We start from the raw sequence: 22,297 nt of genomic DNA on the forward strand, positions 1-22,297 counted from the left end.
CATGGCACATAAAAAAGGCGTAGGCTCTTCGCGCAACGGTCGCGACTCCAACCCGAAGTACCTCGGCGTGAAGATCTTCGGTGGCCAGGCCATCGACGCCGGCAACATCATCGTGCGTCAGCGCGGCACCCAGTTCCACCCGGGTACCGGCGTTGGCCTCGGCCGTGACCACACCCTGTTCGCCCTCGTGGACGGCAAGGTGGAGTTCTCGGTGAAGGGTGCGAAGAAGCGTCGCACCGTCAGCGTGGTTTCGGCCGAAGCCTGATCCAGGCGCGGCTGGCGCCCATGCCAGTCATGGGTGCGCTGCAGAAGAGCCCCGCTTCGGCGGGGTTTTTCGTTGGATGCAGCAGGTAGTTTCGACGTACATCCGGTCCACCGCGCAGGTGGCCGAGCCCTGGCGACGCCGGGGCAGTAGAATCCCAAGGCGACGGCAGGCTGCCGCGCCCATCGCAGGCATCGAAAAATGAAACTGGTAGACGAAGCAGAAATTGAAGTGTTCGCCGGCAACGGCGGCAATGGCTGTATCGGCTTCCGTCGCGAGAAGTTCATCCCGCTCGGTGGCCCCGATGGTGGCGATGGCGGCGGCGGTGGCAGCGTGTGGATCCGCGCCGACGAAAACCTCAACACCCTGGTCGACTTCCGCCATGACCGCATCTTCAAGGCGCAGCGCGGCGAGAACGGCATGGGCCGCCAGGCCTATGGCAAGGGTGGCGAAGACCTGGTCATCACCGTGCCGGTCGGCACCACGGTGACCAACGTGGCCACCGATGAAGTGATCGGTGACATGACCCAGCACGGCGATCGCCTGCTGGTGGCCAAGGGCGGCCGCGGCGGCCTGGGCAACATGCATTTCAAGAGCTCGACCAACCGCTCGCCGCGCCAGGCGCTGCCGGGCGAGCCGGGCGAAGAGCGCTCGCTGAAGCTGGAGTTGAAGCTGCTGGCCGACGTCGGCCTGCTGGGCTTCCCGAATGCCGGCAAGAGCACGCTGATCCGCGCGGTCTCGGCGGCGACGCCGAAGGTCGCCGATTACCCGTTCACCACGCTGTACCCGAACCTGGGCGTGGTGAAGGTGGAAAACTACCGCAGCTTCGTGATCGCTGATATTCCCGGCCTGATCGAAGGTGCCGCCGACGGCGCTGGCCTGGGCGCGCAGTTCCTGCGCCACCTGCAGCGCACCCGCCTGCTGCTGCACCTGGTGGACATCTCGCCGATGGAAGGCGGGGTGGAAATCTCGCCGGTGGAGCAGGTGCGTGCGATCGAGCGCGAGCTGGAGCGGCATGATCCGGAGCTGCTGCAGAAGCCGCGCTGGCTGGTGCTGAACAAGGCCGATCTGATGTTCGAGGACGAAGCCAAGGCGGCGGCCGAGCAGATCATTGCGGATCTGGGCTGGAAGGAGCCGTGGTTCCTGGTCTCGGCGCTGGGTCGCGACGGGACGTTCCCGATCATGAGCAAGATCATGGCGTTCTTTGATCGTCAGAAGGAAGACGAGCTGCAGGCGCGTCACGCGGCTGGCGAGTAATCGGTTCTTCCCTTTGTGCGCGGAAAGCCCGGCTTCGGCCGGGTTTTTTGTGGGCTGGTGGTTGGCGGCGAACGGCGAAGCCCCTCGTGGTGGGTCGCGCGGAAAGCCGGATTTCTGGGTTGGGCCGGGCGGGAGGGGTTGGTGGGGGACGGCAAAAACTGCGTCCATGCGGGCCTCGTTTCGTGCCATCCATGGCACTCAACGCCCCCACCAACCCCTCCCGCCCGGCCCTGTCAGTCCGCGCGCGGCCTGCCACGTAATGAAAAAAGAAAAGCGGTAGCGCTGACAGGTGGAGGGAGCCCCTGAGTCAGGGGCGGCCGCGAAGCGGCGGCGGGGACGGGGTCAGGGTCCTTTCGCGTAGCGAAAGGACCCTGACCCCTGCCTTTGTTCTCTTATTCAACGTGGCGGGACGCGCGCGCGGACTGTCAGGGCCGGGCGGTGGGGCTGGGCGGGGGCGTTGAGCGCCATGGATGGCGCGAAACGAGGCCCGCAGGAGCGGTTGTTGCCGTCCCCCGCCCAGCCCCGCCGCCCGGCCCAACCCATCAAACTGCTTCCAGCGACCCACCACGAGGGGCTTCGCCGTTCGCTGCAAATTCGCAGGCAACAAAAAACCCGGCCGGAGCCGGGTTTCAAGTAGCAGCCAACCCCCTGGGGGCGCTGGCGACTTCGCCTGATCAGGCGGCCTTGAGGGCCTTGATGCGGGCGGTCAGGCGGCTCTTGTGGCGAGCAGCCTTGTTCTTGTGGATCAGACCACGCGCGCTGAAACGATCGAGGATCGGCTGGGCAACGGTGAAAGCGGCTTCGGCGCCGGCTGCATCGTTGTTATCCAGAGCCTTGATCACTTTCTTGACAGCGGTGCGCAGCATCGAGCGCTGAGCCACGTTGCGCGCGTTGCGCACGACGGTCTGCTTGGCGCGCTTCTTGGCGGACTTGATATTGGCCACGGTGGTGGTTTCCTGAAAAATCGGTGTTATGGGAACAGCAAGCTAGCTAGTATGATGACTCGAGAAATGTACGTCAAGTCGATTGTCAAGAGGATGTTTGAGTGAGTTCACCCAGGATGCTGCGGGGCCTGCTGTCGTTCAGCAGCATGACAATGGTTTCGCGGGTGTTGGGGCTCGTACGGGACACCGTCATCACCACGACTTTTGGTACGAACGCCACGACGGACGCGTTCTGGGTCGCCTTCAGGGTACCTAATTTCCTGCGCCGGTTGTTCGCCGAGGGCTCGTTCGCCACCGCCTTCGTGCCGGTGTTCACCGAAGTGAAGGAGACCCGCAGCCACGAAGAGCTGCGCGACCTGATGGCGCGGGTGGCCGGGACGCTTGCCGGCGTGCTGATGGTGGTGACCGCACTGGCGCTGATCTTCGCCCCACAGCTGGCCAACCTGTTCGCCAGTGGTGCCGATACCGACCCGGCCAAGCAGGGCCTGCTGGTCGACCTGTTCCGCCTGACCTTCCCGTTCCTGTTCTTCGTCTCGCTGACCGCACTGGCGGGCGGGGCGCTGAACAGCTTCCAGAAGTTCGCGATGCCGGCGCTGACCCCGGTCATCCTCAACCTGTGCATGATCGGCGGTGCGCTGTGGCTGGCCCCGCGCATGGACGTGCCGATCCTGGCGCTGGGCTGGTCGGTGCTGGTGGCCGGCATGCTGCAGCTGCTGTTCCAGCTGCCCTCGCTGAAGGGCATCAACCTGCTCACCCTGCCGCGCTGGGGCTGGAACCACCCCGGCGTGCGCAAGGTGATGACGCTGATGATCCCGACCCTGTTCGGCTCGTCGGTGGCGCAGATCAACCTGCTGCTGGACACCGTCATCGCCGCCAAGCTGACCGATGGCTCGCAGTCCTGGCTGTCGCTGGCCGACCGCTTCCTGGAGCTGCCGCTGGGCGTGTTCGGGGTGGCGCTGGGCACGGTGATCCTGCCGGCGCTGGCCCGCCACCATGTCGGCACCGACCGCGCCGGCTTCTCCAATGCACTGGACTGGGGCCTGCGGATGACCCTGCTGATCTCCATCCCGGCCATGCTGGGCCTGCTGCTGCTGGCCGAACCGCTGATCGCCACGATCTTCCAGCACGGCCAGTTCAGCGCGTTCGATACCCGCATGACCGCGCTGGCGGTGTACGGCCTGAGCTTCGGCCTGCCGGCCTTCGCCCTGCTCAAAGTAGTGCTGCCGGCCTTCTACGCCCGCCAGGACACCCGCACCCCGGTGCGTGCCGGCATTGCCGCACTGGTGGCCAACATGGTGTTCAACTTCGCCCTGCTGGCGGTGCTGTACCACGTGATGGTGCCGGCGGAGCTGCGCGCGCAGGGCGTCATGCAGGCGCTCGGCCAGCAGCCGGGCCTGCACCTGGCGCTGGGCATCGCCAGTGCGCTGTCCAGCTACCTGAACCTCGGGCTGCTCTGGTACTGGCTGGGCAAGACCGACGTGTATGAACGCCGCCCCGGCTGGACGCGCTTCCTGGTCCGCCTGGTGGTGTCCTGCGTGGCGATGGTGGGCGTGCTGCTGGCCCTGCTGTACTGGCTGCCGGCGTTCTCGCCGATGGGCCTGTGGCAGCGGATCGGCGCGCTGTCGCTGCTGGTCGGGGCAGGCGGGGCGACCTACCTGCTGGTGCAGGTGGCGCTGGGCCTGCGCCCGCGCGACCTGCGTGGGCATTGATCCACGGCCACCACGGCTATACTTCATGGTTACCACAGTGATCCAGCGGCCCATGCCGGCCGCGAGCGGAGTTGATGAGCAGGTTGTTTCGAAGCGTTGAGGGCGGGGCGTTGGTCCCGCACGGAAGCGTGGTCTGCATTGGTGCCTTCGACGGCCTGCACCTGGGCCACCGGGCGCTGGTGCGCCACGCCGTCGCCCGTGCCCGCGCGCTGGGCGTGCCGGCGGTGGCGGTGGCCTTCGAGCCGTTGCCGCGCGAGTTCTTCGCCCAGGGCACGCCGCCGCCGCGGCTGACCCTGGCGCGCGGCAAGGTCGAGATGCTGCGCGAACTCGGCGTGGATGCCATCGGCCTGCTGCGGTTCGATGCGCGCATGGCCGCCATGCAGGCCGAGGACTTCGTGCAGCGCCTGCTGGTGCAGCGGCTGGGCGCGCGTGAAGTGTGGATCGGCCCGGAGTTCCAGTTCGGCAACCGTCGCCGCGGCAACCTGGCGTTGCTGCAGCAGATGGGCGCCCAGCTCGGCTTCCAGGCCAACGAGATCGCCGCGGTGGACCTGCACGGCGAGCGCATCTCCAGCACCCGCATCCGCCAGCTGCTGCTGGCCGGTGACTTCGACCGCGCCGCCGACCTGCTCGGGCGTCCCTACGCCATCAGTGGGCGGGTGGTGCGTGGGCGCCAGCTGGGCCGCACGTTGGGCTTCCCCACTGCGAACCTGCGCTTCCCGAAGACGCCGGCGCTGTCGGGCATCTATGCCACCCTGGTGCACGGCGTGTTCGAACAGCCGTGGCCGTCGGTGTCCAGCTTCGGCACCCGTCCCACCGTGGACGGCGTGGAGCCGCTGCTGGAAGCGCACCTTTTCGATTTCCAGGGCGACCTGTACGGTCGACACATCGACGTCGAGTTCGTGGCCAAGCTGCGCGACGAAGAAAAGTTCCATGATCTGGCGGCCCTGACCGACCAGATGCACCGCGATGCCGAACAGGCGCGCGCCATCCTTTCCGAACATAGATTGCGAGCCACTGCGTGAGCCAGGACTACAAAGCCACCCTCCATCTGCCGGCCACCGAATTCCCGATGCGCGGCGACCTGCCCAAGCGCGAGCCGGGCATCCTGGCGCGCTGGGAAGAGCAGGGGCTCTACGCGCAGCTGCGCGAGAACGCCGCCGGCCGCCCGCTGTTCGTGCTGCACGACGGCCCGCCCTACGCCAACGGCCGCATCCACCTGGGCCACGCGGTCAACAAGATCCTCAAGGACATCATCGTCAAGTCGCGCTACCTGGCCGGCTTCGATGCGCCCTACGTGCCGGGCTGGGACTGCCACGGCCTGCCGATCGAGATCGCGGTCGAGAAGAAGTGGGGCAAGGTCGGGGTGAAGCTGGATGCGGTCGAATTCCGGCAGAAGTGCCGTGAGTTCGCCGAGGAGCAGATCGAGATCCAGCGTGCCGACTTCAAGCGCCTGGGCGTGACCGGCGACTGGGACAACCCGTACAAGACGCTGAGCTTCGAATTCGAAGCCAACGAGATCCGCGCGCTGTCCAAGATCGTGGCCAATGGCCACGTGGTGCGCGGTGCCAAGCCGGTGCACTGGTGCTTCGACTGCGGTTCGGCGCTGGCCGAAGCGGAAATCGAGTACCAGGACAAGGTCTCGCCGACGGTGGACGTGGCCTATACGGCGCGTGATTCGAAGGCGCTGGCCGCTGCGTTCGGCGTGGACCTGCCCGCAGGCGTGGAAGTGGCGGTGCCGATCTGGACCACCACCCCGTGGACCCTGCCGGCGTCGCTGGCGGTATCGCTGGGTGCGGCCATCGAGTACTCGCTGGTGGAAGGCCCGGCGCACAACGGCGGCCGTCGCTGGCTGGTGCTGGCCACCGCGCTGGCCGGTCGTTCGCTGGCGCGCTACGGCGTGCAGGACGTGGTCAGCCACGGCCAGGCCAATGGCGCGGCGCTGGAAAACCTGCTGCTGGCCCATCCGTTCTATGCCGGCCGCGACATCCCGCTGCTCAATGGCGCCCACGTGTCCGACGAAGACGGTACCGGTGCGGTGCATACCGCGCCCGGCCACGGCCAGGAGGACTACGCGGTCAGCCAGCAGTACGGCCTGCTGGAGCGTTACCACGCCGGTGAAATCAATCCGATCGACGGTGCGGGCGTGTACCTGCCATCGACCCCGCCGGCCGGCGATGTCGTGCTGGCCGGCGTGCACCTGTGGAAGGCGCAGCCGCTGATCGTGGAAGTGCTGCGCGCGTCCGGTGCGCTGCTCGCCTTCGCCGAGATCACCCACAGCTACCCGCATTGCTGGCGCCACAAGAAGCCGGTGGTGTTCCGTGCCACCCCGCAGTGGTTCATCTCGATGGAGAAGGCCAACCTGCGCGAAGACGCGCTGACCGCCATCGACAACGTGGGCTGGTTCCCGGCCTGGGGCAAGGCGCGCATCCAGAGCATGGTCGATGGCCGGCCGGACTGGTGCATCAGCCGCCAGCGCACCTGGGGCGTTCCGATCGCCCTGTTCACCCACCGCATCACCGGTGAAATGCACCCGCGCAGCGTGGAGCTGATGCAGGCCGTGGCCGATCGCGTGCAGGTGGATGGGATCGACGTCTGGTACTCGCTGGACGCCGCCGAACTGCTGGGCGAGGAAGCGGCCGACTACGAGAAGGTCACCGATATCCTGGATGTCTGGTTCGACTCCGGCGTCACCCACGAAGGCGTGCTGCTGGCGCGTGGCTTCGGCAAGCCGGCCGATCTTTACCTGGAAGGCTCCGACCAGCACCGCGGCTGGTTCCAGTCCTCGCTGCTGACCGGCGTGGCGATCGACCGCCATGCGCCCTACAAGCAGTGCCTCACCCACGGTTTCACCGTGGACGAGCACGGCCGCAAGATGTCCAAGTCGCTGGGCAACGGCATCGAGCCGCAGGACATCATGAAGACCCTCGGCGCGGACATCCTGCGCCTGTGGATCGCCTCGGCCGACTACAGCAATGAAATGTCGCTGTCGCAGGAAATCCTCAAGCGCAACGCCGACGCCTACCGCCGGCTGCGCAACACCGCCCGTTTCCTGCTGGCCAACCTGGACGGTTTCGATCCGGCCGTGCACCTGCGCCCGCTCAACGACATGGTCGCGCTGGACCGCTGGATCGTGCATCGCGCCTTCGAGCTGCAGGAGAAGATCAAGGCGGCGTACGAAAGCTACGACATGGCCGAGATCGTGCAGCTGCTGCTGAACTTCTGCAGCGTGGACCTGGGCTCGCTGTACCTGGACGTGACCAAGGACCGCCTGTACACCATGGGCGAGGACTCGCGTGGCCGGCGTTCGGCGCAGAGCGCGATGTACCACATCGCCGAAGCGTTCACCCGCTGGATCGCCCCGATCCTGACCTTCACCTCCGACGAGCTGTGGGGCTACCTGCCGGGCGAGCGCAGCGCGCATGTGCTGTTCGACACCTGGTATGACGGCCTGGCGCCGTTGCCGGCCGATGCCGAGCTGTCCGCCGCCGATTTCGACCAGCTGCTGGCCCTGCGCGAGCAGGTGTCCAAGGTGCTGGAACCGATGCGCGCCAACGGTGCCATCGGTGCCGCGCTGGAAGCGGAAATTACCGTCGCCGCCAGTGAAGAGCAGGCCGCGCGCTGGCAGCCGCTGGCCGAAGAGCTGCGCTTCCTGCTGATCAGCGGTGACGTGCAGGTGCGCCCGGCGACCACCGACGAGGTGTTCGTCAGCGCCCAGCCGACCAGCAAGACCAAGTGCGTGCGCTGCTGGCACTTCCGTGCCGACGTGGGCAGCGTGGCCGAGCATCCGGAGATCTGCGGCCGCTGTGCCGACAACATCGACGGTGCCGGCGAAGATCGGCGGTGGTTCTGATGACCGCCGTCCGTCCGCGTCCGAACGCGCTGATCTGGCTGCTCCTGTCGGTGGTGGTCATCATCCTGGACCAGTGGAGCAAGGCCTGGGTGCTGTCCAGCCTGCCCGAATACGAGCCGGTGCCGGTCATCGAAGGCTTCTGGAACTGGTTCCGCACCTACAACACCGGGGCGGCGTTCAGCTTCCTCAGTGATGCCGGTGGCTGGCAGAAGTACTTCTTCACCGTGCTGGCGATCGGCATCAGTGGCCTGATGGCCTGGTGGCTGTACGGCACCGCCCGCAGCAACTGGCGCAGCGCGCTGCCGTTCGCGCTGGTGATCGGCGGGGCCATCGGCAACGTGATCGACCGCCAGGTGCACGGCCATGTGGTGGATTTCATCCAGTGGTACGTGGGTGACCATTACTGGCCCTCTTTCAACATCGCCGATGCGGCGATCGTGGTGGGCGCCGTCGGTATCGCGGTGTTCGGCCTGTTCGAGGGCAAGTCGTCCAAAAAAGCGGATAATACGACCCCGTAACCCCCCAAGCCGGCCGACGCCGGGAGACGTTGATAGATGGATGTCCTGCTCGCCAATCCGCGTGGTTTCTGTGCTGGTGTCGATCGTGCGATCGAGATCGTGAAGCGCGCGATCGAAACGCTCGGCGCACCCATCTACGTGCGCCATGAAGTGGTGCACAACCGTTTCGTGGTCGACGACCTGAAGCAGCGTGGCGCCATCTTCGTCGAGGAACTGGACGAAGTGCCGGACAACAACACGGTCATCTTCAGTGCGCACGGCGTGTCCCAGGCGGTGCGCCAGGAAGCCGATCGCCGTGGCCTGAAGGTGTTCGACGCCACCTGTCCGCTGGTGACCAAGGTGCATTTCGAAGTGGCGCGCCATTGCCGCGCCGGCCGCGACGTGGTGCTGATCGGCCATGCCGGCCACCCCGAAGTGGAAGGCACCATGGGCCAGTGGAACCAGGAAGCCGGCACCGGGAAAATCTACCTGGTGGAAGACGTGGAGCAGGTGGCTTCGCTGGTGCTCGAGCAGCCGGAAAACTTCGCCTACACCACCCAGACCACGCTGTCGGTGGATGACACGCGCGGCATCATCGAGGCGCTGCGTGCCAAGTTCCCGGCCATGCAGGGACCGAAGAACGACGATATCTGCTACGCCACGCAGAACCGCCAGGACGCGGTGCGCGACCTGGCCAAGCGCTGCGACCTGGTGCTGGTGGTGGGTTCGCCGAACAGCTCCAATTCCAACCGGCTGAGCGAACTGGCACGCCGTGAGGGCGTGGAGTCCTACCTGATCGACGGCGCGCACGAGATCGATCCCGCATGGGTGATCGGCAAGCAGCATATCGGCGTCACCGCCGGTGCATCGGCGCCGCAGGTGCTGGTGGATGGCGTGCTGGCCCGCCTGCGCGAACTCGGTGCCGACGGCATCGGTGAACTGGACGGCGAACCGGAATCGATGGTGTTTGCGCTGCCGAAGGAACTGCGCCTGCGTCTGGTCGACTGACCGACCGCGCTTTGAACACCGCGCTGCGCGCTCTCCGAGCATGGCTCGGCGCTACCGTGTCCGTGCCCGGCAAGGGGCGTGATCGGCCGGGGCGTGATCGACCCGGTGGGGTAGCGCCGACCCAGGGTCGGCGAGCGAAGCGGTTGCCTGCCGCGCTGTCAGCTGACATCCAGCAAGAACGGTCTGATCTCCGGCGTGAGCCGAGCCACCGCCGGGATATCCGGGAAGATGCATTGCACGTGCAGTGTCTGCAGGCCGCTGGGAAGATCCGCCTGTGGCTGCATCGACCAGCTGCCATCCTCATTCACCTTGGCTCTGCCGATTTCCTCACCGTCTTCGGTGCTCAGCATCACCCAGGGTTGGAACTGCCGGTGGTACTCGGCCGTGCCGGAGAATGCGGGCAGGGGGTGGCCGACCTGCGAGAGCTCCAAGGGGGATTCAATGACCGGTGCCATGTACAGAACGTCGCTGCGTGCGCGGGCGACACCAGAGTTGCGCTGCTCCACGAAGAAGCGGAATCGTCTGCCGCCATCGGGATGCCGGCCCACCACCAGGCCTTCCTGCGGTAGATTGCCTTCATAGGCCCACCTGCCACCTGGCGAGACGACCGCGATCGCCTTTTCCTTCGCTCCGTTCTTCTGCGCCACGATCCCGGCGCCGACCGTGCCGCTGCCCTCCACCGCGAACCGCTGCGGTGTGCCATTCCATACGGCGCGCTCGATGCGCATCAGATCCTGTGGTGGCTCCACGCCTGGCTTGAGTGACAGCGTGACATCGAAGCGGGTGTTGTCACGCTGCACTACGCTGATATCGGCCTGCAGCCCCTGCGGTACGTTCTTGACGATGGATACCGCGCCATACCTGGCGTCGTACTTGAATACCACTTGGGCGGTGGCAACCAGGATATTGGTAGCCCAGTGGAAAACCTGCACCGCGCAGTTGATCTGATCGATGTTGCCCCTGCCATTCAACTGGACATAGTGCTGCTGGGGGTCGGGTACTGCGCCGGGCTCGGATGCCACTTCTTTCGTGCCAAGCCCCGCCACCGCGAAACGGCCCTCATAACGTTCGCTTTCTTTCGCATCGTTGCGCAGATCGTCAACCACGCGGAACGCCAATGCCCAATCATGATCGGAACCCGGTTCGGGTATCGGTTCCGGCTCCGGCACTGGCTGGGGTTCGGGCTTCGGCTTCGGCGGGTTCGGGTCGCGGTACTCGCCGACCCAGAATTTCGACAGGCCGCCCATTCCCGAAAGGTCGTTGTATTGCCCGGGTGGGAAGACCCGGTGGATCCCATTTCCCTGGGAGTGCTGGTAGCAGTACACCTTGACTTTTCCGGTCACCTTGAGTGATTGATACTTGTCGTTGAAGTTGTCGCCGTCCCAGAAGGTGATGTCGTCGCCGAGCTTGTAGGACTCGCCTTGGCCGCCAAAGTCGCGCTGGCGGTAGAACATGACGCTGTCGGCCAGCCGGGTGTCATCGTCGTCGTCTTCAATATGATCCATGCCACACTCCCGTTGTGCCGCCCGCCGTGAGGGTTCTGGCGGGTCGAGCGGCGAATGCCCCAAGTGCACGTTGAACCCACACCGGCAGGGTGGCCGCTGACGTACCCGTCGAACATCAGCACATGGCGTGGCCGCCTGTCAGCGACACGCAGTGCGTTCGAACGGTGCACGTGCTCGCCCTTCACGCAGCGCGCTTTGCATCATCAGGCGACCTGCCTGTCCGTGACCTTTGGCCATGGGGCATGACGAGTCGAGGCAACTAGGATCAGGATTCTCCCCCTGCTGGAACTGCCGATGAAAACCCGTGCCCTGGCGCTGTCCGTCCTGCTCTCGTTGACGACTACGCCGGCACTCGCGCAGACGCCGCCGCCGGCCGGCAGTGCGTGGCCCGGCACGCTGCGCATCAACGTCGACGCACGCGACCTGGACCGCCGCATCTTCAAGGTCACCGCCACCGTGCCGGCCAAGCCGGGCCCGCTGACCCTGCTGTACCCGCAGTGGCTGCCGGGCAACCATTCGCCCAGCGGCCCGATCGACAAACTGGCTGGGCTGCAGGTCACCGCCAATGGCAAGCCACTGAAGTGGGAGCGCGACCAGTTCAACGTGTACGCCTTCAAGGTGGACGTGCCGCAGGGTGCCACCGAAGTAGTGGCGCGCTTCAATTACCTTTCTTCGCAGGGCGGCAGCCAGGGCCGCGTGGTGATGACCCCGGAAATGCTCAACCTGCAGTGGAACGCCAGTTCGCTGTATCCCGGCGGGGTGGATGCCGGTGGGCTGCAGGCGCAGGCCAGCGTGACCCTGCCGGCCGGCTGGTCCTATGCGACCGCGTTGGAAACCGAGCGCCGCGACGGCGACACCGTGGTGTTCAAGCCGATCAGCTATGAGCACCTGGTGGATTCGCCATTGTTCGCTGGCGAGCACTTCCAGCGCTTTGACCTGGATCCCGGCGCGAAGCAGCCAGTGCACCTGAATGTGTTCGCCGACGATGCAAAATCGCTGAAGGCCAGCAGCGATCAGCTGAAGGCGCACCGCGCGCTGGTACAGCAGATGGACAAGCTGTACGGCGCACGCCACTTCGACCACTACGACTTCCTGCTGGCGCTGACCGACAAGCTGGGCGGCATCGGCCTGGAGCACCACCGTTCCAGCGAAAACAGTGGTGATGTGGGCTATTTCACCGAATGGGACAAGACCTGGCTTGGCCGCGACCTGCTGCCGCACGAGTTCAACCATTCGTGGAACGGCAAGTACCGCCGCGGCGCCGACCTGGCGACCGCGAACTTCAACGTGCCGATGGGCGACAGCCTGCTGTGGGTGTACGAAGGGCAGACCCAGTTCTGGGGCCAGGTGCTGGCCGCGCGCTCCGGATTGTGGAGCGATCAGCAGGCGCGCGACATGCTTGCCAACGTGGCGGCGACGTTCGATCGCGGGCGTCCCGGGCTGGCCTGGCGGCCACTGCAGGACACCACCAACGACCCGACCATCGCCCAGCGCCGTGGCTTGGCGTACCGCAACTACCAGATGAGCGAAGACTACTATTCCGGCGGGCAGATGCTGTGGCTGGAAGTAGAGGGCAAGCTGCGCGCGCTGAGCGGTGGCAAGCGCGGCCTGGATGATTTCGCCAAGGCCTTCTTCGGCATGGACAACGGCGCGTGGGACGTCAATCCGTACACCTTCGATGATGTGGTGGCCACGTTGAACAACGTCGCGCCGGCGGACTGGGCAGGCTTCCTGCGCGAACGCCTGGACGGGCATGGGTCGCTGATCGGTGGGCTGGAAATGGCGGGCTGGAAGCTGGTTTACCGGGATACCCCGAACGACGCGTTCAAGGCGCAGGAAACCCGCGCCAAGGCCGCGCTGCTGACCTATTCCATCGGCGCCACGGTGACCGATGCCGGGGTGGTGGGTGACGTGGTGTGGGACAGCCCGGCCTTCAACGCCGGTCTTGCACCGGGCATGACCGTGATCGCCGTGGACGGGCGCGAGTACAAGAGCGAGCGGCTGAAGGAAGTCGTGGCCGGCTCCAGGGACAGCAAGGCGCCGATCACCCTGCTGGTGAAGAATTTCGACCGGGTGATGCCGATCAGCATCGACTACCACGGCGGCGCGCTGTACCCCGCGCTCGAACGGATCGCCGGCACGCGCGATGGCTTGTCCGCGCTGTGGAAGGCACGCTGACCTCACCCTTGAAGGTCAGCGAGCACCGGTAGCGCCGAGCCCTGCTCGGCGGGCAGCATCCTGATCCATCTGTACAGGTCAGCGTACTTCGGTAGCGCCGAGCCATGCTCGGCGGGCAGCATCCTGATCCATCTGCACACGCTGTGGACTCACAGGATCATAAAGAATCTGCAGCGTGTCGCGGGGAACCGTCGCCAGATCAATCAACGGCACGTAGCGCCGGATCACCGCGCGCTGCGGCTGGCCGGCCACATCGGTGAACCGCAGCTGGAACTCCACCTGTGGCTGCTCGTTGAAGAACGCTCCGGTCTGCCGCACGTCGTCGATGATGGCGACGGTGCGCACGCCGCGATACTTCAGTGCATTGCCCGCTGCATCCGCCTGCAGCCGGCGCATCAACAGTCGTATGCCAACGACGAACACCCACAGCACCAGCGGACAGATCAGCAATGGATGGCCCAGGCTGAGAAACGTCCAGCCCAATCCGTCGTTCTGCAGCTGCCACGCCATGCCGTACGCACTGGCAACCACTGCCACCAGGAACACGCCGATCAACGCGCGCCACCACAGCGTGCTGCGGTTGATCTCCGGCGTGCCGCCTTCCAGGGACATGTTGGGGTAGGGGCCGGGCGAGCGGCTCAAGCGGGCGGGCAGCGTGCGGCCAACTTCGTAGCGCCGCTGCAGCGGCTTGCTGTCCACCAGCACGAGTTCATCGGTGATACGCGTGCCTGACAGATTGTCGAAGGCCAGGCGCAGCCGCAGCTGCGGGAAGCCGTCGACGCTGCCCGGCAGGCTGACCACCTCTTCGATGCGTGCGCTGCGCGGCTCACCGCGGGTCAGGATGTCGTGCATCCTCCGCACCGAGCGCAGCCCGGCGAGTACGAGGGTGTCCACGTAGGCGTAGAGCAGGCCCAGCCACAGGCCCACGGAGACGGCCAGCAGGGTGTGTGCCCACCCGGGCGGAGTGCGGCCATCCAGCGGCACAGGGTAGCTGGCCTGCGCGTACATCATCACGGGCACGCCGACGGCGAACATCAACGCGAAGAACAGCAGGAATGCGCCCCAGAACCAGAGTGGATTTTTCACGGCCATGTGAGGGGAGTACAGGGGAGGGCAGGGTACTACAGGGGTGTCAGGGGCTTGTCGGGATGGGCGCGCCGCAAAGGTCCGTTTGAGGGCACTATCAAGGACGACACAGCAGGAGCACGGAGTTCGATGAAAAGGACAGCGGTAATTGCAGGATGCATCTTGGTTGTCGTGGCGGTGGGCGCGGCGATCGGGTTCTGGCGCGGCGATGCGCAGCCCGGGACGGTGCCGGCTGTTGAAGCGGACCGCGCCGACGGTGCCGCAGGCAGCGCGACGCCCGTCGCACGGCTCACGCCCCGGCAGTCTTCAGGCCGCCCCGGATCTCCCGCCTACGATCCAGCCATGCTGCAGCAGGTGGGTGCGAAGGCTTACAGCATCCATCGCACCAAGGCGTGGCGAGCGGCCGGGGACGCGAAGCAACAGGTGCTCGCGCTGAAGCCCCGCTCGGACGCGGGTGACGGTCTGGCCACGTATGAAATCGAGCTCGCGGTGCGTGACTGCAGGAATTTGATTTCCGGTGAGCCCGAAGCGAGCTGGCAGGCCATGCGGCGCGCAGGCATGCGGACCGACCCGGACTTCCTGAGCAAGCTGGAGGTGCGCCTGGGCGAGTGTGTCGCCTTGAGCCAAGACCCCACGCTCTACGAGGCACCGTGGCTGGCACGCGCGGCCGAGCAGGGATCGGTGGAGGCGCAGCTGCTCTACGCCATCGACGTGCGGACGGCTGTGGGCGCGTCGTCGGCATCGGAACTGGCTGCGCGCGAGGGGGACGTCCTTGCATGGCGTGAGACCTCCCTGCGCTACCTGCATGCGCTGGCGGACGGTGGCAACGTGGAGGCGCTGTCAGGCCTGCAGAGCGTTCATGAAAATGGTTACCGGACGGCCAAGGACCCGGTCGCCGCCTACGCCTATGGGCAGGTGCTGCAACGGCTGAGCCCCTCGTTCTGGTCGGATGCGCTGCTGGCCCAGTCCCGCCAGGCCCTGTCCCCGAGCCAGCAGCGGAGGGCCGCCGAGCAGGCGGAGGCGATCTACCGGCGCTGCTGCGTGCTGCCGGGGAGCGGTGATTGACCGGCTGTTCCCCAGCCCCTAGAATTGCCTGCTCAGCCGGAATAGCTCAGTTGGTAGAGCGGCGCATTCGTAATGCGTAGGTCGTAGGTTCGATTCCTATTTCCGGCACCAGTTGTGCGAAAAGCCCCGGCCTTGGTCGGGGCTTTTTGTTTGTGCCCCGGTAGCGCCGACCCATGGTCGGCGGCAGTCAGTTGCCCACCTCTTCAACGTAAGTCGGCTTCCCGGACACTCACCGGCATCCTCCCTTCCGGAGCGCGTGCGACGTGTGCTATGAAGGCAAAGCCTTGCTTCAAGGTTCTTTCAAGGATGGGAAAGATGAATGCGTTTGGGAGACGCGTTGCCAGTGCGTTTGCACACCTTGCGGCGGTTGCAACCAATAGGCTCATGAGCGGTTCGGTACCGCTCTGGAGCTGCGCCCTTCTAGCCGGACTGTCCTGGCTTGCGCCGGCTTCGGCACAGACAACGGTCCGCTACCTGCATACCGATGCACTGGGATCGGTCGTAGCCAGGACGGATGCCAATGGCAACGTTATAGAGCGGATGACTTACGAGCCTTACGGCGATGTTGTCGGGGAGGATTCGACTGACGGTCCTGGCTATACCGGACATGTGAGTGATGCCACTACCGGTCTGAGTTACATGCAGCAACGGTACATGGATCCGCAGTTGGGGATGTTTTTATCCGTGGACCCGGTGACGGCGTACCAGAAGCCTGTTGATCAATTCAATCGGTACCGGTATGCGAATGGAAATCCGTACAAGTTCACAGATACGGATGGGCGAAACGCCACACTCCTTGTGCCTATAGTCGTGGTACCGACGGTTGTTGCTACAGGATACTACGCGACGACTACCCCGCAGCAGCGGGAGCGAGCGGGAGATGCTCTGGTACAGGGAATCAAGGGACTGTTCCATAAGAGCGAGGCCGATAGTTCTGATGGAGTTGGCTCGGCAGATGCTGACCCTAACGGGCCGTTCACCAGTGACATCAAGCCAAGACGTTCAGAGGGAGTTGACGGAGCATCATCTCAGCACGAGTTGGAGCGCGATTCGAGTGGGCGACTGGTATCAAAAACGCATACGGTCACGTCAAAGGATGGTGAGGTTGTGCATGGGCATACAGATCATGTCGGGCAAAATGGTAGCGTCCGGCGATTCTCGGACGACCTCACAGGTCGTGCCACGGTGGGCGAGGGGAAGCAGGAGCCAAGCGCTAAAGACAGGCCAGTCAACCTGCCTCCGGAACCTGCCAAAGGCGGGCGCTTTTAGTGGACGGTGAAAGCTGCGCTCTTCTGGCCGGAATCGTGGGAACAGGACTTCTGGGTTCTGCTCACGATCTGGATCCTGGCTTGCTGGGTCGCTACTGGTCGGGTGAAATTAGTGTGCCTTTGGCTATCGATTCCGACGTCGCTTCGTACCTTTCACAAAACGACTCCGAGGCTCTTGCACGTGCATCAACCTGGATTGCAAAGAATCATGTCCTTTCCGGGCAAATGCCAAAGCATCACCTGAGCTTGGTTAGATGGCTGTTTGAGAATGGCCATGTTGATCGACCCGATCTGTTGAATCTGCTGGCGCTGCTTTCAATCGGATCGCTAGATGAGGACGGACTGGAGATCGCTTTGCTTTCCATGGAAGCTTTGGACGAAGGGCGGCTGGAGGAAGGCCTGGACCTGGTAGAGCCGATGCTGCTGGCCTACGGCCCGTTGCTATGAGCGATGCGTAGGTTGTAGGTTCGGCACCTGCCTTCGGCACCATGTAATCAGGACGCCCTTTGTCATCAATGAATGAGACGACCATAGCTAAAGATGGTGAGAACGAGATTGCGGTGCCGCAAGCTTGGCGGCCCACGCTCGCAGTCATCGTTGATGCGCTGATCCAAAGCGGCGAACCATCGCTACCGCACGTAACCCTTCAGGCCCCAGATGTGTGGGCAAGCGGGAAAGAGAGTATTCGCGCGTACGGCGCACACTCGAAAAGTCTGCCAGACGAGTCCTGGAAATCTTCCGTCTGCATCTGGTATGGAGAATTTTGGAATGTTCTGGTTGATCTTTACACAGAAGAGGAGGGAAGGAGTGATCTTGTGCTTCAGGCCCACGTGTACGAAGTTGGCGATGAATATCGATACGAGGTGGTTCTGGTATACGTGCCGTAGAGCCTGTGGTTCTATTCGAATTTCATCGGTCTTCAGCTTAAGTTGTGACTGAACTGGCGGCTACATGAGGTGGGGTCGTCCACTGCGGACGATCAGCATCCAGACACCGCCTCGCATCCTGTCCTGAGTTGGCCTTATCGCCACTTACAGACCCCGCCCTGCTTGTCGGGTGGAATTAGTGTGCCCCTGGTTATCGATTCCTGCTTTTCTTCTCAGCCTCAAGAAATAGCATCCAGCGGCAGCTTGTTCTTCAGCAATGAGATTTCCCGGCAAAACCAACCGACAGCTCCACGCGAATATGGGAATTGCCAACGGTTATTTAAACGTGGCGACGCGACGTGAAACAGTGGGCCTCCGTTCACGATTCCCACGGAGTCCCCCCGCCCATGTCCACCGCCCGTTCTGCGTCGCCGTTCAAGGTTTTCGGCGCGACAACCTTGTCTGCCATGCTTCTGCTGGCCGCGCCGCTGGTTTCCTCAGCGGCGGACAGCGGCTCACCACTGCGCACTTACCTGGCCGCCAAGCGTGAGGCCATCCAGGCGCAGTCGGCGCAGCCGGCCACGCCCACCGCGATCCACGCGAAGGTCACGGCCGAAAGCCGTTCCGGCGTACGTCGCCTGCGCATCGGGCCCAGCGGCGAATTCCAGTACATCAGCGATAGTGGCCGCAACTACGCCGGTTACAACCTGGGCGCCGGTTCGTGGGATTCGCTGGTCGGTACCCTGGCCAGCTCCGTTGCCGATGAGTACATCGTGCAGGCGGCCGAGCAGAATATTCCACTGGATGCGCTGGACGTGGTGTTCACCAGCATTCCCGAACGCAAGAGCGAGAGCCTGGCGTATCCGAACAATCTCTCCTATGTGGCCTACATCGATTCGCCTGCCAGCGAGGCGCAGCTGCAGGCACTGAAGCGCGCGGTGCACGAAAAATCCTCGGCCATCGACCTGGTAACGCGGCCTCAGCAGGTCAGCCATGCCGAGGTGGAGTACATCCACAGCGATGCGGTCCGCGATCCGAAGCTGCCACCCGGCCTGCGCGATTTCATCACCGAGGAGAAGCGTCCGGCGGTGCTGGCCCGGCAGGTCAAGCCGGGCTCGGGCAAGGGCAAGCCCGCCGAGCCGGAAACCCTCGTCGCGCGCGCCCATGTCGAGCCTCGCACCGGCCTGCGCCGGGTGTTCCTGGGCAAAGACGGTTACCACCAGCAACTGCACGACAGCGCGCCCGGGCTGCTCGGCTACGGGCTGGCCCCCACGGTGGAAGAGCACCTGCTCGGCGTGACCGGTACCTGCCTGACCCACATCTTCGAGGTGCAGGCAGCTGCGCGGAATGTGCTGTTGGATTCGCTGGAGCTCACCGTTGATGGTCAGCTGAGCCCGCGTTTCGGCAGCAACGTCCGCTCGCCGGCACGCTACAGCGACATCCGTTACAAGGTGCGGATTGAATCGCCGGCATCGGAGCAGGAGATCGACGCGCTGCGCCAGTCGGTCGAGGCCACGTGCCCGCTCTACAACCTGGTCAAGGACGAGCAGAAGCTCGAAGGCAGCATCGTCCGCGGCGCCTACGCCGAAGCGACGAACCAAGCGCGATAACGCACGCCGCTACGCATCCGGCAGTGCCCATCAGCCATCCTCTGGGGATATTCAATGAGTCGCACCCTCCGTTCGCAGTCGACCGCGAAAAGCCCGCGTCATGCCCTGCACGGCCCTCGTCCTCGTCGCGGTCGGCTGGCCTTCGCTCTGTGCACCCTGCTTGCACCGGCAGCGTATGCGGCCGAGGAAAGCAGCGGCGATGCCACGCAGTCGCCGGGTTCGAATGCCCGCCTGCTGGACAAGGTATCGGTGCTGGGTTCGCAGATCGCCGGAGGGGGCGCGCAGGCCGCGCTGCCGGTGGTCGCGGTGGACCGGGAACAGATCGATGCCACGGGAGCGACCAACGGCAACGAGCTGTTCCGCAGCCTGCCGCAGTTCGGCGATGTCGCCGTCACCGAGAAAGGCACCACCAACGCAGGGCGAAACTCCAATGTCGCGCGCGGTGACGTGGGTTCCATCAACCTGCGCAACCTGGGCGCCAAGTACACCCTGCTGCTGGTCAACGGCCGGCGCACGGTGCAGCACCCGATCAGCAACAGCGGCGACGATACGACCTACAACGCCAATGCCATCCCTACCTTCGGCCTGGAGCGGGTCAACCTGCTGCTGGATGGCGCGGCGTCCATCTACGGGTCCGATGCCGTGGCGGGCGTGGTCGACCTGGTGACGCCGAGCAACCTGCCCAATGGCGGTGGCATCAAGCTGAACTACGGCAAGGTGGCCGATGGCCATCGCGAAGACATCTCGCTGGACGGCTACTTCGGCAGTGATTTCGCGCAGGGCCGCGGCAACATCTCGGTGCTGTATGGCGTTTCCAAGCGCACGGCGCAGCGCAATTCGGATGCCTGGTTCACCGCCACCGATGGTCGCCGTCCTCTCGGCGATGGCACCAGCGTACCGGATCCGAACGGCACCTCAGGCTTCAGTACGCGCACGCCCTGGGGTCATTTTGATACCTACGCCGGCAGCCGGCGCACAGGCAGCTGGCACGTCGATCCGGCCAGCGGTGCGCTGGTGTCCGGCGCGGTACCGACGCGCTATCACTATGATTCCGCGGCGGAGCCGGGCATCACCTCGGCACCTGCCATCAACAAGGGAAATGTCTTCGCCAGTGGACGCTTCGATGCCACCGACAACCTGCAGGTGTTCGGTGAGCTGGGCTATTACCGGGCCACGTCCGAATCCTGGGTGAGCAGCGAGTCGGGCTTCGGCGGTGACGGCTTCCTGCTGCATATCCGACCGGACGCTTATTGGGTACCGGATGCCTTGCGCGGCGCCGATGCCATCCGGCTGTTGAACTACCAGTTCGCCGATTCGGGTATCCGCCGGGTCAAGGTGGATAACGATCAGTCGCGCGTGCTGCTCGGCGTGCGCGGCTGGACCGACGGCGGCTGGAACTGGGAAACCGCGCTGCTGTATTCGCGCGCACGCAGTACCGACACACAGCAGGGCGGGCTGACTGATGCCTTCATCGCCGCGGTGAACCGTACCGATGCCGGTGCCTACAACCCCTTCAGTGGCGGCGATCCGGCCAGCATCCGGCTGGGCGACGCCACGCCCTATGACACCTCAGCGTTCATTGGCGAGGCCACCCGCGAAGGCACCACGGAGCTGGCGCTGTGGGATTTCAAGATCAACCGGTCCGACCTGTTTACCTGGTACGCCGGTGACATCGGCCTGGCAGCGGGCGTTGAGTACCGGTATGAGAGCCGTGAGGATGACCGCGACGAAAACATCGATGGCAGCCGCCCCTACACGGACTGGTATACCGGCACGGTCGCGGCCAGCAACTTCTTCACCCACAGCCCCCGGCCCGATGTCCGCGGCAGCCGCAACGTAAAGTCGGCGCTGATCGAACTCGCCGTACCGCTGATCTCGCCCGCCCAGGGCATACCGCTGGTGCAGTCGCTGGACCTGCAGCTTGCCGGCCGCTGGGAGGACTACAGCGATGCCGGCAAGGTGGCCAAGCCGAAGCTGGCCGCGGCGTGGAAGGTAAATGACAACTTGTTGCTGCGCGGCTCGGTCAGCGGCGGCTTCCGCGCACCGGGGCTGGAACTGGTGAACTCCCCGCCGACCTACGGGTTTGGCTTCAACAACGATGCCATCCGCTGCCACGCGCTGATCAGCAAGGGCGCGCAGCCCGACTACAGCGCCTGCTTGAATGCCTACAGCAGTGGCTCGGCGGTCAAGCCGTCGGTGAGCGCGGTGACCTCCTACGGCGACGACGTGAAGCCGGAAACCACCCGGCAGTCGTCATGGGGCGCGGTGTTCGAGCCACAGTTCCTACCGGACTCGCTGGGCTCGATGAGCCTGAGCGTGGATGCCTGGCGGGTGCAGGTGGAGAACCCCATCAATACCTTGGGAGAGGAGCTGCTGTACGACGCTTATCTGCGCGTGGTGGAAGGCAGCAGCAACCCGAACGTGGTGCGTGCGGCGGTGACGGCGGAGGATGCCGCGCTGTTTGCAGGCTCCGGCCTGGCGCCTGCGGGCGTGGTGACGCACATCTACAACCGCTACCAGAATCGCCGGCCACTCACCGCATCGGGCGTGGACTACAACTTCACCTGGCGGCTGCGCGAAACGGCCTGGGGCAACTTCGCGTTACTGCTGAGTGTCAGCCAGCTCAAGGAATACACCCAGCAGAAGCCTGCCGAGGTGCAGCAGGTGGCTGCCGCGATTGCCAATGGCCAGTTGAACATCATCGCGCCCGACCTGGGCGCGGCCAACGAGGTCGGCATCAATGGGGCCAAGCCGGAATGGCGGGCCAGCGCGACGCTGATCTGGAACCTGCAGGACTGGACCGTGCGCCTGCGCGACGACTACATCGACAGCGTGACGGCCGGCGCCTTTTCCGATCGCACGCCGTTCGTGGTGGGTTCCACCCAGCGCTGGGCGTTGTCGGTCAAGAAGGAGTTCAACACAGGACGCCTGAAGGGAACGGCCGTCGAAGTGGGGGCCAGGAACCTGTTCAACGAAGAGCCGCCGCTGAATGCCACCGGCAGCTACCTGAGCGCGCTGCACGAAACCTATGGACGCTACGTCCACCTCGGTATTTCCAAAAACTGGTGACCTGCATGAAGACGTACACGCTTGCCTCTGTCCTGGTTGTCACCTTGCTCGCGGGGGCGTGCAGCCGGCAGGAGCAACCTGCGCCGGAGAGCCCCAAAGCGGCGACTGCAGCGCAGGATTTCA

At 64.9% G+C, this 22,297-nt stretch carries 17 protein-coding genes and 1 tRNA gene; 15 read left to right on the forward strand and 3 right to left on the reverse strand.

Features of this window, described 5'->3' with window-relative positions; translation table 11 throughout:
• Position 1: 1 nt before the first annotated feature.
• Entirely contained in the window at positions 2–265 is a 264-nt protein-coding gene (gene rpmA, locus RTX79_RS05740; protein WP_042615145.1) for a 50S ribosomal protein L27, read from the forward strand.
• Between the two features lie 198 nt (positions 266–463).
• Complete coding sequence (cgtA, locus tag RTX79_RS05745) at positions 464–1,519, forward strand: Obg family GTPase CgtA (protein ID WP_057508871.1); 1,056 nt, start codon at positions 464–466, stop codon at positions 1,517–1,519.
• Positions 1,520–2,193: 674 nt separating this feature from the next.
• On the opposite strand, the gene rpsT is transcribed toward cgtA, so the two are convergent.
• Positions 2,194–2,463 (reverse strand): 30S ribosomal protein S20, encoded by a 270-nt coding sequence (gene rpsT, locus RTX79_RS05750; protein WP_042614258.1) that lies wholly within the window; start codon positions 2,461–2,463, stop codon positions 2,194–2,196.
• Positions 2,464–2,579: 116 nt separating this feature from the next.
• Between rpsT and murJ the strand changes: the two genes are divergently transcribed.
• The 5 genes from murJ to ispH all read left to right on the forward strand — a co-directional run bounded on the left by murJ (position 2,580) and on the right by ispH (position 9,527).
• Positions 2,580–4,172, forward strand: a complete 1,593-nt coding sequence (gene murJ / locus RTX79_RS05755; RefSeq protein ID WP_312682744.1) for a murein biosynthesis integral membrane protein MurJ — start codon at positions 2,580–2,582, stop codon at positions 4,170–4,172.
• Between the two features lie 74 nt (positions 4,173–4,246).
• On the forward strand, positions 4,247–5,194 hold the full coding sequence (locus RTX79_RS05760; RefSeq protein WP_057509278.1) for a bifunctional riboflavin kinase/FAD synthetase: 948 nt from the start codon (positions 4,247–4,249) through the stop codon (positions 5,192–5,194).
• Complete coding sequence (ileS, locus tag RTX79_RS05765; protein WP_312682578.1) at positions 5,191–8,022, forward strand: isoleucine--tRNA ligase; 2,832 nt, start codon at positions 5,191–5,193, stop codon at positions 8,020–8,022. Before RTX79_RS05760 ends, ileS begins: the two co-directional genes overlap by 4 nt.
• Positions 8,022–8,540, forward strand: coding sequence for a signal peptidase II (gene lspA, locus RTX79_RS05770; protein ID WP_312682579.1), 519 nt, complete (start codon positions 8,022–8,024; stop codon positions 8,538–8,540). Before ileS ends, lspA begins: the two co-directional genes overlap by 1 nt.
• Positions 8,541–8,576: 36 nt before the next feature.
• Positions 8,577–9,527, forward strand: a complete 951-nt coding sequence (gene ispH, locus RTX79_RS05775) for a 4-hydroxy-3-methylbut-2-enyl diphosphate reductase (RefSeq protein ID WP_312682581.1) — start codon at positions 8,577–8,579, stop codon at positions 9,525–9,527.
• Positions 9,528–9,685: 158 nt separating this feature from the next.
• Here the strand turns inward: ispH and RTX79_RS05780 are convergent, their stop codons facing one another.
• Complete coding sequence (locus tag RTX79_RS05780) at positions 9,686–11,032, reverse strand: beta/gamma crystallin domain-containing protein (RefSeq protein ID WP_312682583.1); 1,347 nt, start codon at positions 11,030–11,032, stop codon at positions 9,686–9,688.
• 294 nt (positions 11,033–11,326) lie between these two features.
• On the opposite strand from RTX79_RS05780, the gene RTX79_RS05785 reads away from it, so the two are divergent.
• Positions 11,327–13,210 (forward strand): M61 family metallopeptidase, encoded by a 1,884-nt coding sequence (locus RTX79_RS05785; protein ID WP_312682585.1) that lies wholly within the window; start codon positions 11,327–11,329, stop codon positions 13,208–13,210.
• Positions 13,211–13,288: 78 nt separating this feature from the next.
• On the opposite strand, the gene RTX79_RS05790 is transcribed toward RTX79_RS05785, so the two are convergent.
• Positions 13,289–14,296 carry a hypothetical protein gene (locus RTX79_RS05790; protein WP_312682587.1) on the reverse strand — a complete coding sequence of 336 codons (1,008 nt, stop codon included), beginning with the start codon at positions 14,294–14,296 and terminating at the stop codon, positions 13,289–13,291.
• Between the two features lie 162 nt (positions 14,297–14,458).
• On the opposite strand from RTX79_RS05790, the gene RTX79_RS05795 reads away from it, so the two are divergent.
• The 7 genes from RTX79_RS05795 (at position 14,459) to RTX79_RS05825 (ending at position 22,174) form a co-directional block, all read left to right on the forward strand.
• Entirely contained in the window at positions 14,459–15,361 is a 903-nt protein-coding gene (locus RTX79_RS05795; protein WP_312682589.1) for a hypothetical protein, read from the forward strand.
• 35 nt (positions 15,362–15,396) lie between these two features.
• Positions 15,397–15,472, forward strand: a tRNA-Thr gene (locus tag RTX79_RS05800).
• Positions 15,473–15,901: 429 nt separating this feature from the next.
• Positions 15,902–16,630, forward strand: coding sequence for an RHS repeat-associated core domain-containing protein (locus RTX79_RS05805; RefSeq protein WP_312682745.1), 729 nt, complete (start codon positions 15,902–15,904; stop codon positions 16,628–16,630).
• Positions 16,631–16,710: 80 nt separating this feature from the next.
• A complete protein-coding gene (locus RTX79_RS05810) occupies positions 16,711–17,076 on the forward strand; it encodes a hypothetical protein (RefSeq protein WP_312682591.1) in 366 nt (121 codons plus the stop codon).
• A 68-nt stretch (positions 17,077–17,144) separates the two neighbouring features.
• Positions 17,145–17,516, forward strand: coding sequence for a DUF7668 domain-containing protein (locus RTX79_RS05815; RefSeq protein ID WP_312682593.1), 372 nt, complete (start codon positions 17,145–17,147; stop codon positions 17,514–17,516).
• 446 nt (positions 17,517–17,962) lie between these two features.
• Complete coding sequence (locus tag RTX79_RS05820) at positions 17,963–19,105, forward strand: OsmC family protein (RefSeq protein ID WP_312682748.1); 1,143 nt, start codon at positions 17,963–17,965, stop codon at positions 19,103–19,105.
• Positions 19,106–19,159: 54 nt separating this feature from the next.
• On the forward strand, positions 19,160–22,174 hold the full coding sequence (locus RTX79_RS05825) for a TonB-dependent receptor domain-containing protein (protein WP_312682595.1): 3,015 nt from the start codon (positions 19,160–19,162) through the stop codon (positions 22,172–22,174).
• Positions 22,175–22,297 lie beyond the last annotated feature (123 nt).

The sequence above is a fragment of the Stenotrophomonas chelatiphaga genome, from assembly GCF_032054965.1.
In the GTDB taxonomy this organism is placed as follows: domain Bacteria; phylum Pseudomonadota; class Gammaproteobacteria; order Xanthomonadales; family Xanthomonadaceae; genus Stenotrophomonas; species Stenotrophomonas chelatiphaga.

Bases quoted from the DNA above. Each gene is read 5' to 3' on its own strand.
- RTX79_RS05780 (WP_312682583.1), bottom strand. From the start codon at position 11,032: ATGGATCATATTGAAGACGACGACGATGACACCCGGCTGGCCGACAGC.
- RTX79_RS05785 (WP_312682585.1), top strand. From the start codon at position 11,327: ATGAAAACCCGTGCCCTGGCGCTGTCCGTCCTGCTCTCGTTGACGACT.
- murJ (WP_312682744.1), top strand. From the start codon at position 2,580: ATGCTGCGGGGCCTGCTGTCGTTCAGCAGCATGACAATGGTTTCGCGG.
- lspA (WP_312682579.1), top strand. From the start codon at position 8,022: ATGACCGCCGTCCGTCCGCGTCCGAACGCGCTGATCTGGCTGCTCCTG.
- RTX79_RS05815 (WP_312682593.1), top strand. From the start codon at position 17,145: ATGAATGAGACGACCATAGCTAAAGATGGTGAGAACGAGATTGCGGTG.
- rpmA (WP_042615145.1), top strand. From the start codon at position 2: ATGGCACATAAAAAAGGCGTAGGCTCTTCGCGCAACGGTCGCGACTCC.
- ispH (WP_312682581.1), top strand. From the start codon at position 8,577: ATGGATGTCCTGCTCGCCAATCCGCGTGGTTTCTGTGCTGGTGTCGAT.
- RTX79_RS05805 (WP_312682745.1), top strand. From the start codon at position 15,902: ATGACTTACGAGCCTTACGGCGATGTTGTCGGGGAGGATTCGACTGAC.
- cgtA (WP_057508871.1), top strand. From the start codon at position 464: ATGAAACTGGTAGACGAAGCAGAAATTGAAGTGTTCGCCGGCAACGGC.
- RTX79_RS05825 (WP_312682595.1), top strand. From the start codon at position 19,160: ATGAGTCGCACCCTCCGTTCGCAGTCGACCGCGAAAAGCCCGCGTCAT.
- RTX79_RS05760 (WP_057509278.1), top strand. From the start codon at position 4,247: ATGAGCAGGTTGTTTCGAAGCGTTGAGGGCGGGGCGTTGGTCCCGCAC.
- RTX79_RS05820 (WP_312682748.1), top strand. From the start codon at position 17,963: ATGCTTCTGCTGGCCGCGCCGCTGGTTTCCTCAGCGGCGGACAGCGGC.